The sequence below is a fragment of the Streptomyces sp. NPDC036815 genome, from assembly GCF_055609205.1.
In genome coordinates this window covers 61308-74831 of record NZ_JBVJPW010000010.1, presented here as the reverse complement: position 1 = coordinate 74831, position 13524 = coordinate 61308, and the positions used below count along the sequence as shown (strand labels likewise).

Annotated in this window: 11 protein-coding genes and 3 tRNA genes; 7 read left to right on the top strand and 7 right to left on the bottom strand. The window is 70.1% G+C overall.

The window, feature by feature from the left end; genetic code table 11:
- The first annotated feature begins 9 nt into the window (after nucleotides 1-9).
- Nucleotides 10-1083 (top strand): phosphoribosylformylglycinamidine cyclo-ligase, encoded by a 1074-nt coding sequence (gene purM, locus ACZ69I_RS21275; RefSeq protein ID WP_470833926.1) that lies wholly within the window; start codon nucleotides 10-12, stop codon nucleotides 1081-1083.
- A gap of 168 nt (nucleotides 1084-1251) precedes the next feature.
- On the opposite strand, the gene ACZ69I_RS21270 is transcribed toward purM, so the two are convergent.
- Both ACZ69I_RS21270 and ACZ69I_RS21265 read right to left on the bottom strand, forming a co-directional pair.
- Complete coding sequence (locus tag ACZ69I_RS21270; protein ID WP_055613827.1) at nucleotides 1252-1503, bottom strand: DUF3073 domain-containing protein; 252 nt, start codon at nucleotides 1501-1503, stop codon at nucleotides 1252-1254.
- Nucleotides 1504-1819: 316 nt separating this feature from the next.
- A complete protein-coding gene (locus ACZ69I_RS21265) occupies nucleotides 1820-2896 on the bottom strand; it encodes a Leu/Phe/Val dehydrogenase (protein ID WP_467678827.1) in 1077 nt (358 codons plus the stop codon).
- A 221-nt stretch (nucleotides 2897-3117) separates the two neighbouring features.
- Between ACZ69I_RS21265 and ACZ69I_RS21260 the strand changes: the two genes are divergently transcribed.
- Nucleotides 3118-3969 (top strand): DUF8083 family protein, encoded by an 852-nt coding sequence (locus ACZ69I_RS21260; RefSeq protein ID WP_470833925.1) that lies wholly within the window; start codon nucleotides 3118-3120, stop codon nucleotides 3967-3969.
- Between the two features lie 521 nt (nucleotides 3970-4490).
- Nucleotides 4491-4697 carry a developmental transcriptional regulator BldC gene (gene bldC / locus ACZ69I_RS21255; RefSeq protein WP_003949541.1) on the top strand — a complete coding sequence of 69 codons (207 nt, stop codon included), beginning with the start codon at nucleotides 4491-4493 and terminating at the stop codon, nucleotides 4695-4697.
- Nucleotides 4698-5220: 523 nt separating this feature from the next.
- On the opposite strand, the gene ACZ69I_RS21250 is transcribed toward bldC, so the two are convergent.
- From ACZ69I_RS21250 to hrpA, 3 genes are all read right to left on the bottom strand, one after another.
- Nucleotides 5221-5487: a DUF6274 family protein gene (locus tag ACZ69I_RS21250; protein ID WP_470833924.1), complete on the bottom strand. Its 267-nt coding sequence runs from the start codon at nucleotides 5485-5487 to the stop codon at nucleotides 5221-5223.
- A gap of 195 nt (nucleotides 5488-5682) precedes the next feature.
- Nucleotides 5683-5757: transfer RNA gene (locus tag ACZ69I_RS21245), tRNA-Asp, on the bottom strand.
- Between the two features lie 94 nt (nucleotides 5758-5851).
- Nucleotides 5852-9832 (bottom strand): ATP-dependent RNA helicase HrpA, encoded by a 3981-nt coding sequence (hrpA, locus tag ACZ69I_RS21240; protein WP_470833922.1) that lies wholly within the window; start codon nucleotides 9830-9832, stop codon nucleotides 5852-5854.
- Between the two features lie 83 nt (nucleotides 9833-9915).
- Between hrpA and ACZ69I_RS21235 the strand changes: the two genes are divergently transcribed.
- From ACZ69I_RS21235 to ACZ69I_RS21220, 4 genes are all read left to right on the top strand, one after another.
- Nucleotides 9916-10308: a hypothetical protein gene (locus ACZ69I_RS21235; RefSeq protein ID WP_470833920.1), complete on the top strand. Its 393-nt coding sequence runs from the start codon at nucleotides 9916-9918 to the stop codon at nucleotides 10306-10308.
- Between the two features lie 70 nt (nucleotides 10309-10378).
- Entirely contained in the window at nucleotides 10379-11203 is an 825-nt protein-coding gene (locus tag ACZ69I_RS21230) for a DsbA family protein (protein ID WP_470833918.1), read from the top strand.
- Complete coding sequence (locus tag ACZ69I_RS21225; protein WP_467678813.1) at nucleotides 11200-12045, top strand: cytochrome c biogenesis CcdA family protein; 846 nt, start codon at nucleotides 11200-11202, stop codon at nucleotides 12043-12045. Before ACZ69I_RS21230 ends, ACZ69I_RS21225 begins: the two co-directional genes overlap by 4 nt.
- 42 nt (nucleotides 12046-12087) lie before the next feature.
- Complete coding sequence (locus ACZ69I_RS21220) at nucleotides 12088-13272, top strand: ABC transporter permease (RefSeq protein ID WP_470833916.1); 1185 nt, start codon at nucleotides 12088-12090, stop codon at nucleotides 13270-13272.
- Nucleotides 13273-13337: 65 nt separating this feature from the next.
- Here ACZ69I_RS21220 and ACZ69I_RS21215 read toward each other — a convergent pair.
- A tRNA-Phe gene (locus ACZ69I_RS21215) sits at nucleotides 13338-13411 on the bottom strand.
- A gap of 24 nt (nucleotides 13412-13435) precedes the next feature.
- Nucleotides 13436-13510 (bottom strand) — tRNA-Asp (locus ACZ69I_RS21210).
- Nucleotides 13511-13524: the final 14 nt, after the last annotated feature.

Sequence of the window (13524 nt, the reverse complement as noted above, 5' to 3'; positions counted from 1 at the left end):
CTCACCGTCATGTCTGAGACCACTGGTGCCAGCTACGCAAGCGCGGGCGTCGACATCGAGGCGGGCGACCGCGCCGTCGAGCTGATGAAGGAGTGGGTCAAGAAGACCCAGCGTCCCGAGGTCGCGGGCCTCGGCGGCCTCGGCGGCTTCGCCGGGCTCTTCGACGCCTCCGCCCTCAAGCGTTTCGAGCGACCCCTGCTCGCCTCCGCGACCGACGGCGTCGGCACGAAGGTCGACGTCGCCCGCCAGATGGGCGTCTACGACACCATCGGCCACGACCTCGTCGCGATGGTCATGGACGACATCGTCGTCTGCGGTGCCGAGCCGCTCTTCATGACCGACTACATCTGCGTCGGCAAGGTCCACCCGGAGCGCGTCGCCGCCATCGTGAAGGGCATCGCCGAGGGCTGCGTCCTCGCCGGCTGCTCCCTCGTCGGCGGCGAGACCGCGGAGCACCCGGGCCTGCTCGGCCCGGACGACTTCGACGTCGCGGGCGCCGGCACGGGCGCGGTCGAGGCGGACCGGCTGCTCGGCCCCGATCGCATCCGTAAGGGTGACGCGGTGATCGCCATGGCGTCCTCGGGTCTTCACTCGAACGGGTACTCGCTCGTCCGTCATGTGGTCTTCGACCGCGCGGGCTGGGCCCTGGACCGGCAGGTCGAGGAGTTCGGCCGCACGCTCGGCGAGGAGCTCCTGGAGCCCACCAAGATCTACTCCCTGGACTGCCTGGCGCTCACCCGCACCACGGAGGTCCACGCCTTCAGCCACATCACCGGCGGCGGCCTCGCGGCGAACCTCGCCCGGGTCATCCCGGACGGCCTGCACGCGATCGTGGACCGCGAGACGTGGACCCCCGGCGCGGTCTTCGACGTGGTCGGCAGGACCGGCCGGGTCGAGCGCCTGGAGCTGGAGAAGACGCTGAACATGGGCGTCGGCATGATCGCGATCGTCCCCGAGGAGTCGGCGGACGCGGCGCTCACCACCCTCGCGGACCGGGGCGTCGACGCCTGGGTCGCGGGTGAGATCACGGACCGCGGCGACCACGCGAGCGGCGCCGCCCTGATCGGTTCGTACTCCCACTAACTGCGCCGCCGAGTAGGCCCGCACCGCCTCGGCTCCCCAGGGAGCCGGGGCAGCACAAAACCCGGTCCGGTGTGGTGACCACCCCGGACCGGGTGAAGTGCAGTTGCTATGAGAACTGCGAATACTGCGTAGGCAACAGAATCAACAAATGCTGCGTATGCAACGAGGTCAAGCGCCGCGGCGCTGCGACGTCGGACCGGACTCGTCGTCCTCGTCCTCGTCGTCGTTATACAGATCCGCGTACTGGGCGTACGGGTCGTCTTCCTCGTCGTCGTCCTCGAACGGCTCGCCATTCGGCGGCTGTTGCGAAGTCGAAGCGCCCAGCTCATTGGCCAGACGCGACAGATCAGTCCCGCCGCTGCTGTACTTCAGCTGGCGGGCGACCTTCGTCTGCTTGGCCTTTGCCCGGCCGCGCCCCATGGCTCGACCCCCTCGGATACGGGGCTCGACGGCCCCAGAGTCTTGACACGCGTTCATGATCTGGAACGGACTCTCCGTGGAGAGACCGGTCCGTAGGGCTTCCACGGTACCTGCTCCTGCGGCCATACGGTACGTCGCCCGCAGGACGCGCCTCGGCGCAGAACCCGCGAGGAGCCCCGTCCTCGCTGGTCAACTGCGATTTTAACCTCTTCTTGCCGGGCGACCCGCCGACGGGGGTGAGTCTTCTCTCTCGTGCACGTCGACGGGGGCCCGCCAGGGCGTCGCGGCCGACTGGAATGTCAGGTTCCAGTTGGTTTCAGCGCGCGTCGGCCATCCGCTGCTCGGCGATCCTGTCGGCCGCCGCGGCCGGCGGAATGCCGTCTTCCTTTGCGCGAGCGAATATGGCGAGCGTGGTGTCGAAGATCTTCGACGCCTTCGCCTTGCACCGGTCGAAGTCGAAGCCGTGCAGCTCGTCGGCGACCTGGATCACGCCTCCGGCGTTCACCACGTAGTCCGGCGCGTACAGGATCGACCGGTCGGCCAGGTCCTTCTCCACGCCCGGGTGCGCGAGCTGGTTGTTGGCGGCGCCGCACACCACCTTCGCGGTGAGCACGGGCACGGAGTCGTCGTCCAGCGCGCCGCCGAGCGCGCAGGGCGCGTAGATGTCCAGGCCCTCCGTGCGGATCAGCGCCCCGGTGTCCGCCACCGCCGTCACCGAGGGGTGCTTGTGGACGATCCGGTTCACCGACTCCTCGCGGACGTCCGTGATCACGACCTCGGCGCCGTCCCGCAGCAGGTGCTCCACGAGGTGGTGGCCGACCTTGCCCACGCCCGCGACGCCGACCTTGCGGCCGCGCAGCGTCGGGTCGCCCCACAGGTGCTGGGCGCTGGCGCGCATGCCCTGGAAGACACCGAAGGCGGTGAGCACGGAGGAGTCCCCCGCCCCGCCGTTCTCGGGGGAGCGCCCGGTGGTCCAGCGGCACTCGCGGGCCACCACGTCCATGTCCGCGACATAGGTGCCGACGTCGCAGGCCGTCACGTACCGGCCGCCGAGCGAGGCGACGCACCGGCCGAAGGCGAGCAGCAGCTCCTCGCTCTTGATCCGCTCGGGGTCCCCGATGATCACGGCCTTGCCGCCGCCGTGGTCGAGGCCGGCCATGGCGTTCTTGTACGACATCCCGCGCGACAGGTTCAGGACGTCGGCGACGGCCTCCGCCTCGGTCGCGTACGGGTAGAAGCGGGTGCCGCCGAGGGCGGGGCCCAGGGCGGTGCTGTGGATGGCGATGACGGCCTTGAGGCCGCTGGCACGGTCCTGGCAGAGCACTACTTGCTCGTGGCCCCCCTGCTCCGAGTGGAACAGGGTGTGCAGGACGCCGTTGTCTGCTTCGGTCACTGTGGTGACTCCCGGTCAAGTGGCGGCGGTTGGGCGGGTCCCGTACGGGTGGCGGGGGCCCGTTGGGCATGAGACTAAAGGCTGTCCACCGTGCTTGGCCGCCCGGTGCCGAGGATCACCCCTCTCCCGGAGTAGTGCCGGGGCGGGCGAGGGCGTGGCGGAGTTCGGCCATGGCAGGCTGTGCGGAGTTTTCCAGCCGGTACGTGGGGGAGAGAGCAGCCGTGCCCAAGGTGTCATCGGTGACGGTCCCGTATGCGGCCTACCTGCGTGTGTACGAGCCACTGGCCGCCTTCCCCGAGCCGGAGCGCGGCCACTGGGCCCGCTACGCCCGCCGCCCGGACCTCCCCTCCTGCCAGGACGAACTCCGCCGCTCCCTCGCCGACTTGCTGCCCACGCCGCCGGTGCCCGTGCCGGTGCACGAGAGCGACGACGCGTTCGTCGTCGAGGTCGACGGGGTGCTCTGCGTCTGCCCCTGGCGGACCCGGCTGCGCGGCTGGCAGGCCATGGGGGAGCTGACCGGACAGCTGCCCGGGCCGGTCCTGGACGCGGTGCTCCCGCCGGTGCTGCGCCGCCAGACGGCCGCGGACTACGAACAGTGGCTGGCCCGCAACCCCGACGCCCGCCCCTGGATCCGCACGTCCACCTGGCAGGTACCGCTGCACTGGTTCGTGCTCGTCTCCGACGAGGAGCGGAGCTACGAGAAGGGCGAGAGGGGCGAGAAGGGGGGTGCGCCCGGCCTTCGGTACCGCACGCCCATGGTGCAGGCCAGGCGCCGGGTCGCGCGCGGGCTCAAGACGCTGCGGGACACGCTGGACGAGGGGCCGCTGATCGACGGGCTCGTGGACGTCGGCCGGTGGTTGGAGGAGTTCCACCCGCGTTCCCTGGTCGAGCTCGACTACGGCGGGCTCGTGCACGTGGTCGCCGCGGACGAGCTCGACGAGGACCACTCGGCGGCGGACGTGGCGGAGGGCATCGAGGCGCTGGGCAACGGCGACGGCGAGGCGGCCGGCGAGGCGTATGCGAGGCTCGTGGAGCGCTGGCGGGCCGTCCGGGACCTCCAGTTCGCGAACTGAAGGTCTGCGCTCCGCTGTCCGCTGTCCGATGTCCGCTGTCTGAAGTGCGCTGTCTGACGTCCGCGTCTCGTTGCTCCGGGACGTAGGTCCCGATCCGGGCCTTTGTCTCAAGCGTGACGGACCGCACTTACTGGGCCCTTGCGCCCATCACCCCTCCTCATGCCAAAATAGGACAAGGAGTCCGGGGAGGGCTCCTTCCGCCCAAGTACGGGCGGATTGCTTGGCATTGCACTCTATGGGGGGTCTGTTGACTCCTGATCGCTCTGTGACTGATCGTCACGGTGGCGTGACTGTCCGCTATGGCATGGTCCATCGGCTTCCGTCGGTGATGAACACCTGGGAGGGCAATTCCATCGGTTTGGCCGACGCGGCTGGACGGATGGTGTAGTTGTAGTGCCGAGGACAAGCCGTTCGTCCTATAACCGACTCGACTCGCGTCCGCCATTTCGGGCAACGCGGGTCAAGGTGCAGAATTTAGAGGAATGAACCGAGAAGGTTCGGTTCTCCCGAGGAGGCCGCTCATGACCGCTCGCACCCCTGATGCCGAGCCGCTGCTGACCCCGGCTGAGGTCGCCACGATGTTCCGCGTCGACCCCAAGACGGTCACGCGCTGGGCGAAGGCTGGCAAGCTCACGTCGATTCGCACGCTCGGCGGACACCGCCGTTACCGCGAGGCTGAGGTCCGCGCACTGCTCGCGGGTATTCCGCAGCAGCGCAGCGAGGCCTGAAGTACCGCTTTACCAGCAGTAACTCGCACAACTCGGGCGAAGAGCACCACTGCTGCCGGGTCCCCCAACCTGGCCGTACGTCCGACAAATGGCTACACGCGACAAGGCCCCCGCCCCAACGGGAGCCACGCCTGAGACACCTGGGTGCGTCGTTTCGATCGCGCTGGACTCCGCCGGGTCCAGCGCGATCTTTTTTGTGCGCCGGGGACGTGCTGGTGAGCGGGTCCGTGAGTGCCCTTGTTGATCTCTGGGGAGTCGCCGGAGGGGCGCTGGGGAGTCTCGGGGGAGTCTCGCCGGGCGGATCGGGGTGCAGTCCGGGAGGTGGTGCAATTGCACATATTAAATTGGCCTGTTGTAGGGCGGGTGTAAGTTCCGGGGTTCCTGAAACTTGTTCGGTGACACCCGTCACACGTCGTGAATCTTGTTGCGCGCGACACCCCTGCGCTAGAGGGGCCGCGGCGGCATCCGAAGGCCTTCGACTCCCAGCCTCCCACTGGCGGGGCGGCTCGCGAGGCAGCTTTGGTCATGCGTCGGGGGGACTTTCGTCCTCGCTGCCCTCGTCCCCGGGTGTGCCCCCGGATTCGCCCTCTGCGGCGCTCTCCGCGCGGAAGGCGGCCTCGACCGCCCGGTGTTCGCCCTGGGCGGGCTGAGAGGGCTCCAGGGCGAGTCTCAGGAGCCGGTGGCAGATCGGGCAGTGCCGGGTCACGTGGCGATAGCTGGTGGCCGCCGCGAGGTGCGCGCGCAGCAGGGCGCGTGTCTCGTGTCGCGCGGACGCCGGAGAAGCGGACATGCGTCACCTCCTGGGGAGCCTCCCGCCGGCTCCCTGCTGTCCGGGGTACCGGGGGAATGTGACCCCGTCAAGATGCGGGCGCGACAACGGGCCGCGCGGGCGGGGGGATGTGAACCGTTGTGGGCGCCGGGCGACCGCGCCGGAAACGCAGGAACGGGCCGCATCCACGAGGGATGCGGCCCGTTCTCCTTGCTGCGGTCCTGACGGGATTTGAACCCGCGGCCTCCACCTTGACAGGGTGGCGAGCACTCCAAACTGCTCCACAGGACCTTGTTCGCGGCGCTTGTTGGTGCGTTGCGCTGCGAGACAGGACTCTACAGCAGTGCAGGCCCGGCGGTCGAACTCACTCTGTGCGCCCGGTCCGTCACGGTGCGGCCGCGTCGATCGCCTTCACGATGCGCTTGTCCGAGACGGGGTACGCCGTGCCCAGCGCGTGCGCGAAGTAGCTGACGCGGAGCTCCTCGATCATCCAGCGGATGTCGAGGACCTCCTGCGGGACGGGCCTGCCCTGCGGCATCTGTTCGAGCAGCCACAGGTACTCGTCGCGCATCTCGTGGACCTTCTCCATGCGGCTGGTGTCCCGCTGGACGCCGGTCGGCATCTGCTGCAGGCGCCGGTCCGCCGCCACCATGTACCGCATGAGGTCCGGCAGCCGCCGCAGCCCCGTCTCCGTCACGAAGCCCGGCTTGATGAGGGAGTCCAGCTGCTCCCGCACGTCCGAGAGGTTCGCGAGGAGCACCGTGCTCCTGGTCGACTTCAGGCGGCGCTCGCAGGCGTGCCAGGCGGCGAGGACCTGCTGCACCTGGCCGACGGCGCGCACCGTCGTGTCGACGATCTCGGCGCGCACCTTGTCGAAGAGCTTGCGGTACGACTCCTCGTCCCAGACCGGCCCGCCGAAGTCCGCGATCAGCCGGTCCGCCGCGGCCATCGCGCAGTCGTCGAAGAGCGCCTGTATGGAGCCGTGCGGGTTGGCCGACAGGGCGAGCTTCTGCTGGTTGCTGAGCCGGTCGGAGGCGAACTTGGCGGGATTCACGGGGATGTTGCGCAGGATGAGGCGCCGGGTGCCGCGCCACATCGCCTGCTGCTGCTCCGCCTCGGTGTCGAAGAGGCGTACGGAGACGGTGTCGCCGTCGTCCACGAGCGCCGGATACGCCTTCACGGGCTGGCCCGCCCTGCGGGTCTCGAAGACGCGCGAGAGCGTGCCGAGCGTCCAGTCCGTCAGGCCGGTCCGCTCGACCGCCGAGGAGCCCGTCCGCTCCGCCGTCGCCGCGGCCGCCTGCGAGAGCGCCTTGCGGGCCTTCGGCTTCAGCCTGACCTTCAGTGCCTCCAGGTCCTTGTCCTCGGCGAGCTTCTTGCGCCGCTCGTCGGTGATCCGGAAGGTGATCTTCAGGTGGTCCGGTACGCGGGTGAGGTCGAAGTCGTCCGGGGAGACGGGCACGCCCACCATCCGCTGCAGCTCGCGCGCCAGCGTGACGTGCAGCGGCTCCTGGAGCGGCACCGCACGCTCCAGGAACGCCTTGGCGAAGTTGGGCGCGGGGACGTAGTTGCGGCGGATCGGCTTCGGCAGGGAGCGGATCAGCTCGACCACGACCTCCTCGCGCAGGCCCGGGATCTGCCAGTCGAAGCCCTCGTCCGTGACCTGGTTCAGGACCTGGAGCGGTATGTGGACCGTCACGCCGTCCGCGTCCGCGCCCGGCTCGAACTGGTACGTCACCCGGAACTTGAGCTGCCCCTGGCGCCACGCGTCGGGATAGTCGTCCTTGGAGACGCCCTGCGCCTTCTCGTTGATCAGCATCGACCGCTCGAAGTCGAGCAGCTCCGGCTCCTCGCGCTGCCGCTTCTTCCACCAGGAGTCGAAGTGCGCACCCGACACGACGTCCGCGGGCACCCGCTGGTCGTAGAAGTCGAAGAGCGTCTCGTCGTCGACGAGGATGTCGCGGCGCCGCGCGCGGTGCTCCAGCTCCTCGACCTCGGTGAGGAGCCTGCGGTTGGCGGCGAAGAACTTGTGGTGCGTGCGCCAGTCGCCCTCGACGAGCGCGTTGCGGATGAACAGGTCGCGGGAGACCTCGGGGTCGATGCGGCCGTAGTTCACCTTGCGGTCGGTGACGATCGGGACGCCGTACAGCGTCACCTTCTCCATCGCCATGACCGCCGCCTGGTCCTTCTCCCAGTGTGGTTCGCTGTACGTGCGCTTCAGGAGGTGCTGGGCGAGCGGCTCGACCCACTCGGGCTCGATGCGCGCGTTGACCCGGGCCCAGAGGCGGGAGGTCTCGACGAGCTCGGCCGACATGATGAAGCGCGGGGGCTTCTTGAAGAGCGCCGAGCCGGGGAAGACCGCGAACTTCGCGTTGCGGGCGCCGATGTACTCGTTCCGCCCGCCGCCGCGCTGCTTGGGGTCCTTGTCCTTGCTCTCCTTCGACTCCTTCACGTCCTTCATCCCGATGTGGGAAAGGAGGCCGGCCAGGAGGGAGATGTGGACGTGCTGCTCGGGGGCGTCGTCCTCGTTCGGATGGATGCCCATCTGCTTGGCGACCGTGCGCAGCTGCGTGTAGATGTCCTGCCACTCACGGATGCGCAGGAAGTTCAGGTACTCCGCCTTGCACATGCGGCGGAAGGAGGACGAGCCGCGCTCCTTCTGCTGCTCGCGCACGTACCGCCAGAGGTTCAGGTACGCGAGGAAGTCGCTCGTCTCGTCCTTGAAGCGGGCGTGCTGCTGGTCGGCCTGCGCCTGCTTCTCGGCCGGGCGTTCGCGCGGGTCCTGGATGGAGAGCGCCGCGGCGATCACCATGACCTCGCGCACGCAGCCGTTCTTGTCGGCCTCCAGGACCATGCGGGCCAGGCGCGGGTCGACGGGCAGCTGGCTGAGCTTGCGCCCCTGCTCGGTGAGCCGCTTCTTGGGGTCCTTCTGGCCCGGGTCCAGCGCGCCCAGCTCCTGGAGGAGCTGCACGCCGTCGCGGATGTTGCGGTGGTCCGGCGGGTCGATGAAGGGGAACTTCTCGATGTCGCCGAGGCCGGCCGCGGTCATCTGCAGGATGACGGAGGCGAGGTTCGTACGGAGGATCTCCGCGTCCGTGAACTCGGGGCGCGAGAGGAAGTCGTCCTCGCTGTACAGCCGGATGCAGATGCCGTCCGACGTACGCCCGCAGCGGCCCTTGCGCTGGTTGGCGCTGGCCTGGCTGATCGCCTCGATGGGCAGCCGCTGCACCTTCGTGCGGTGGCTGTAGCGGGAGATGCGGGCCGTGCCCGGGTCGATCACGTACTTGATGCCGGGGACGGTCAGCGAGGTCTCCGCGACGTTCGTCGCGAGGACGATGCGTCTGCCCGTGTGCTGCTGGAAGACGCGGTGCTGCTCGGCGTGCGAGAGCCGGGCATAAAGGGGGAGGACCTCGGTGAACCGGTAGTTCTTCTTGTTCAGCGCGTCCGCCGTGTCGCGGATCTCGCGCTCTCCGGAGAGGAAGACGAGGATGTCGCCCTTGCCCTCGGCCTGCAGCTCCTCGACGGCGTCGGTGATCGCGGTGATCTGGTCGCGGTCGGAGTCCTCGGAGTCGTCCTCCAGGAGCGGGCGGTAGCGCACCTCCACCGGGAACGTGCGGCCGCTGACCTCGACGATCGGCGCCTGTCCGAAGTGCCGCGAGAACCGCTCGGGGTCGATGGTCGCAGAGGTGATCACGACCTTCAGGTCCGGGCGCTTCGGCAGCAGCTGGGCCAGGTACCCGAGGAGGAAGTCGATGTTGAGCGAGCGCTCGTGGGCCTCGTCGATGATGATCGTGTCGTACGCGCGCAGCTCGCGGTCCGTCTGGATCTCGGCCAGCAGGATGCCGTCCGTCATCAGCTTCACGTACGTGTCGGCGCCGACCTGGTCGGTGAAGCGGACCTTCCAGCCGACGGCCTCGCCGAGCGGGGTGTTCAGCTCCTCGGCGACGCGCTCGGCCACCGTGCGGGCCGCGATGCGGCGGGGCTGGGTGTGGCCGATCATGCCGCGGACGCCGCGTCCGAGCTCCATGCAGATCTTGGGGATCTGGGTGGTCTTGCCCGAGCCCGTCTCGCCCGCGACGATCACGACCTGGTGGTCGCGGATCGCCTCGGCGATCTCGTCCTTCTTCTGGCTGACCGGCAGTTGCTCCGGATACGTGATCACGGGCAGCCGGGAGCCGCGCTCGGCCATCCGCGCCTCGGCCTTCTCCACGTCCGCCGCGATCTCGGCGAGGACGGCGGCGCGGGCCTCGGGCTTGCGGATCCGGCGTGCACCCTCCAGCCGCCGGCCGATCCGGTGCTCGTCGCGCAGCGAGAGCTCGGAGAGGCGGGGGGCGAGGGCGTCGAGGGTGAGGGCGGGCTGCGTAGACATACGGGTTCCAGGATCTCACCCGTGACTCGGCGGTGGCGAACCGATTTCCCCGGCGGGCCGTCCGTGCACGTACGATTCCGGGCATGCCGACCCGCCCGCGCACGACCTGGAGCCCCCTCGCGGTGGTCTTCCTCGTCGTGCTCGGGCTCGGGATGTTCTGCGGGCCCGCGGCCGCCGCGCAGCAGCCGATGGCCAAGGCCGCCGAGGCCACGGCGGCCGCCGAGACGTTCGCCGCCCAGGCGGCCGACGCGCCCTCGCCCGGCTGCGGCAAGGGCACCGACCGAGACGCCGACCAGCCGCCGGGCACCCCGCAGCGCCCGGGAACGGCGTACGAACTGCTGCCCGCGCTGCACGACGCCCGGGCCGCGTCCGGCTCGTGGGGCGCCGACCAGGTCGTGCTCCTGGCGGCGCCGGGCCGCGCGCCGCCCGCGCTCACCTCGCCCTCACCGATAGACCTCTCGATCCTGCGCGTGTAGGAGGCCCCTGACTTCAGGGGCCCCTTCACCGACGTACAAGACGTACAACAGGACAAGAGAGAGCACTTCCGTGCCCAAGAACGGCAGCAAGCCTCAGAACAGCAACAAGAAGAGCCGCAACATCGCCATCGGCGCGGGCGTCGCCGTCGCCGCGCTGCTGCTCGGCGTCGCCTCGTACACGGCGACCAAGCCGGAGGACTCCGGCAGCACCGTGAAGGAGGAGGCCGCGGGCGCCGCGCCCTCCGCCGACGCACAGAACGGCGTCTACCCCGAGCTGGAGAAGCTCGCGCGGCGCGACGCGGGGGACCCGCTCGCCCGGGGCCGCGCCGACGCGCCCGTCGTGATGGTCGAGTACGCCGACTTCAAGTGCGGCTTCTGCGGGAAGTTCGCCCGCGACACCGAGCCGGGCCTCGTGAAGAAGTACGTCGACGCGGGAACCCTGCGCATCGAATGGCGCAACTTCCCGATCTTCGGCAAGGACTCCGAGCGGGCCGCGCGCGGCGCGTGGGCGGCCGGGCGACAGGGCCGCTTCTGGCAGTTCCACGAGGCCGCGTACGCCGAGGGGTCCAAGGAGAAGGGCTTCGGCGACGGCCGTCTGGAGGAGATCGCACGGGAGGCCGGGGTCAAGGACGTCGGCCGGTTCACGAAGGACGCGGACAGCGACGCCGCGGGGGCCGCCGTGCGCAAGGACCAGGAGGAGGCGTACGGCCTCGGGGCCGCGTCGACGCCGTCCTTCCTGATCAACGGGCGGCCCGTCTCCGGCGCCCAGCCGGACGAGGTCTTCCACCAGGCGATCGAGGCGGCGGCCGAGAACGCGAAGCCCCGGAAGTCCGGGGAGACCGGGGAGTCCGGGAAGTCCGGGAAGCCCGCGGGGCCGAAGGGCGGCTCCGAGTGACCGCCGACGTCGGATACTTCGCCGCGTTCCTGGGCGGCCTGCTCGCCCTCGTCAGCCCGTGCAGCGCACTGCTGCTCCCGGCCTTCTTCGCCTACTCCATCGACTCGGCCTCCCGCCTCGTCGCGCGGACCGGCATCTTCTACGCCGGGCTCGCGACGACACTCGTGCCGCTCGGCGCCGCCGGGTCCTACGCGGGACGGTTCTTCTTCGGCCACCGCGACCAGCTCGTCCTCGTCGCCGGTTGGCTGATCGTCGGGCTCGGGGTGCTGCAGATCCTCGGCATGGGGTTCGCCTCGCGGAAGATGGCGGAGCTTTCGGGCCGGATCCGGCCGACGACCGCCTTCTCCGTGTACGCGCTGGGGGCGGTGTACGGACTCGCCGGGTTCTGCGCGGGGCCGATCCTCGGCAGCGTCCTGACGGTGGCCGCGGTCAGCGGCAGCCCCGTCTACGGAGGCCTGCTGCTCGCCGTCTACGCCCTGGGCATGGCCGTGCCGCTCTTCCTGCTCGCGCTGCTCTGGGAGCGGTTCGACCTGGGGCGGCGCGGGTGGCTGCGGGGCCGGACGTTCCGCGTCGGGCGGGTCGAGCTGCACACGACGTCGCTCCTTTCGGGCCTCTTCTTCATCGCCCTCGGGGCGCTGTTCCTCGTCTACGACGGGACGACGGCGCTGCCCGGCCTCCTGGACGTGGACGACTCGTTCGCGGTGGAGCAGTGGGCGGGCGGCGTGGGCCGTGCCGTGCCGGACGCCGCGCTGCTGATCGGCGTCGTGGTGCTGGTGGGGGCGGTGCTCGCGGTGCGGGGGTGGCGACGGCGGGACAGGTCCGTTTCGTCGCCTGCGGAGTGATCTGAGCGGGTCGGATACTTTTACGTGGTTTAGCGTATTCGTATGCCTGATCATGAGCCGGAGCCGGAGTCACGAGCGGAGCAGCACCAGCAGGGAGAGGGCGGGGCGCACGCCGCGGATGCGCCGCACGGGGCGGGTGCGGCGCATGAGGCGCACGGCCCGCACGGCCCGCACGGCGCGCACGGGCGTGTGCCCACCCGGAGCGAGCGGTGGGACGCGTTCAAGCAGTCGCCGTTTCTGCCCGCGCTCGTGCTGGTGTTCATCCTGGCGGCGGCGGCCGGGCTCTTCGCGGGTTCGTACACGTACTCCATGGCGAACCCCACCCCGCACCGCATCCCCACCGCGGTCGTCGACGCCCCGGACACGGCGCGCGGCAAGGCCTTCCTCGAAGGCATGGAGAAGGCGCTGAACGCCTCCCTGGAGGTCCACCGGTACGACAGCCGGGCGGCGGCCCGCCAGGACATGGAGGAACAGAAGGTCTTCGCGATCCTCGACGTGACGCCGTCCGGCGGCGGCAAGGACAAGGTGACGCTCGACCTCTCCGGGGCGTCCGGCGCCTCCGTCGCCCAGGTGCTCGCGGAGACCGCGCCGAAGGTGGGCAAGGCGGTCGGGGTCCCCGTGACGGTGAAGGACGTCAACCCGCTCCAGAAGGGCGACCCCCGCGGGCTCGCGATCTTCTACATCTCCCTGGCGGCCGTGATCATCGGCTTCGTCGGGGCGATCCAGCTGAGCGTGCACGCGCGCGGGCTGAATCCGGCGGAACGGATCGGGTTCACCGTGCTGTACGCGCTGCTCGGCGCGTTCGTCATCGCGGCGGTCGTGGACTGGTGGCTCGGCGCGCTCGACCTGCCCTTCGTGGAGTCCTGGCTGATCCTGGCGCTCACGATGTTCACGTCGGGCATGGTCTTCACGATGTTCAACACGCTGTTCGGGCGCTGGGCGATGATCCCGACGTGGGGCCTGATGGTGCTCCTCGGCAACCCGTCGTCCGGCGGCGCGGTGTCGTGGCCGCTGCTCCCGTCCGTGCTCGGCCACATCGGCCAGTGGCTCCCCCCGGGCGCGTCGGTCAACGCGCAGCACACGGCGGTCTACTTCGGCGGCCACCAGCACGCGTTCCCGTTCCTGGTCCTCGCGGGCTGGGCACTGCTGTCCAGCGCGGTGTTCTGGGTGTGGCGCCACCGGCACCCGGGCGGGCGCGTGTCGGCGCCGGCCCACGCGGGGGCGTAGAGGGGGAGGCAGAGGGGGGAGAACGGCGGAAGCCCCGCCGGTGCGGGCGGGGCTTCCTGAAGAGGTGGCTGGGGCCGGGATCGAACCGGCGACCTATCGCTTTTCAGGCGATCGCTCGTACCAACTGAGCTACCCAGCCACGCGATCCGCGTGGAATCGCAAGCGGTCCTGACGGGATTTGAACCCGCGGCCTCCACCTTGACAGGGTGGCGAGCACTCCAAACTGCTCCACAGGACCATGCACAGTGCGCG

Excerpts from the sequence above, each read along its gene's own strand:
- purM (WP_470833926.1), top strand. The coding sequence starts at position 10 with ATGTCTGAGACCACTGGTGCCAGCTACGCAAGCGCGGGCGTCGACATC.
- ACZ69I_RS21270 (WP_055613827.1), bottom strand. The coding sequence starts at position 1,503 with ATGGGGCGCGGCCGGGCAAAGGCCAAGCAGACGAAGGTCGCCCGCCAG.
- bldC (WP_003949541.1), top strand. The coding sequence starts at position 4,491 with ATGACCGCTCGCACCCCTGATGCCGAGCCGCTGCTGACCCCGGCTGAG.
- ACZ69I_RS21250 (WP_470833924.1), bottom strand. The coding sequence starts at position 5,487 with ATGTCCGCTTCTCCGGCGTCCGCGCGACACGAGACACGCGCCCTGCTG.
- hrpA (WP_470833922.1), bottom strand. The coding sequence starts at position 9,832 with ATGTCTACGCAGCCCGCCCTCACCCTCGACGCCCTCGCCCCCCGCCTC.
- ACZ69I_RS21235 (WP_470833920.1), top strand. The coding sequence starts at position 9,916 with ATGCCGACCCGCCCGCGCACGACCTGGAGCCCCCTCGCGGTGGTCTTC.
- ACZ69I_RS21220 (WP_470833916.1), top strand. The coding sequence starts at position 12,088 with ATGCCTGATCATGAGCCGGAGCCGGAGTCACGAGCGGAGCAGCACCAG.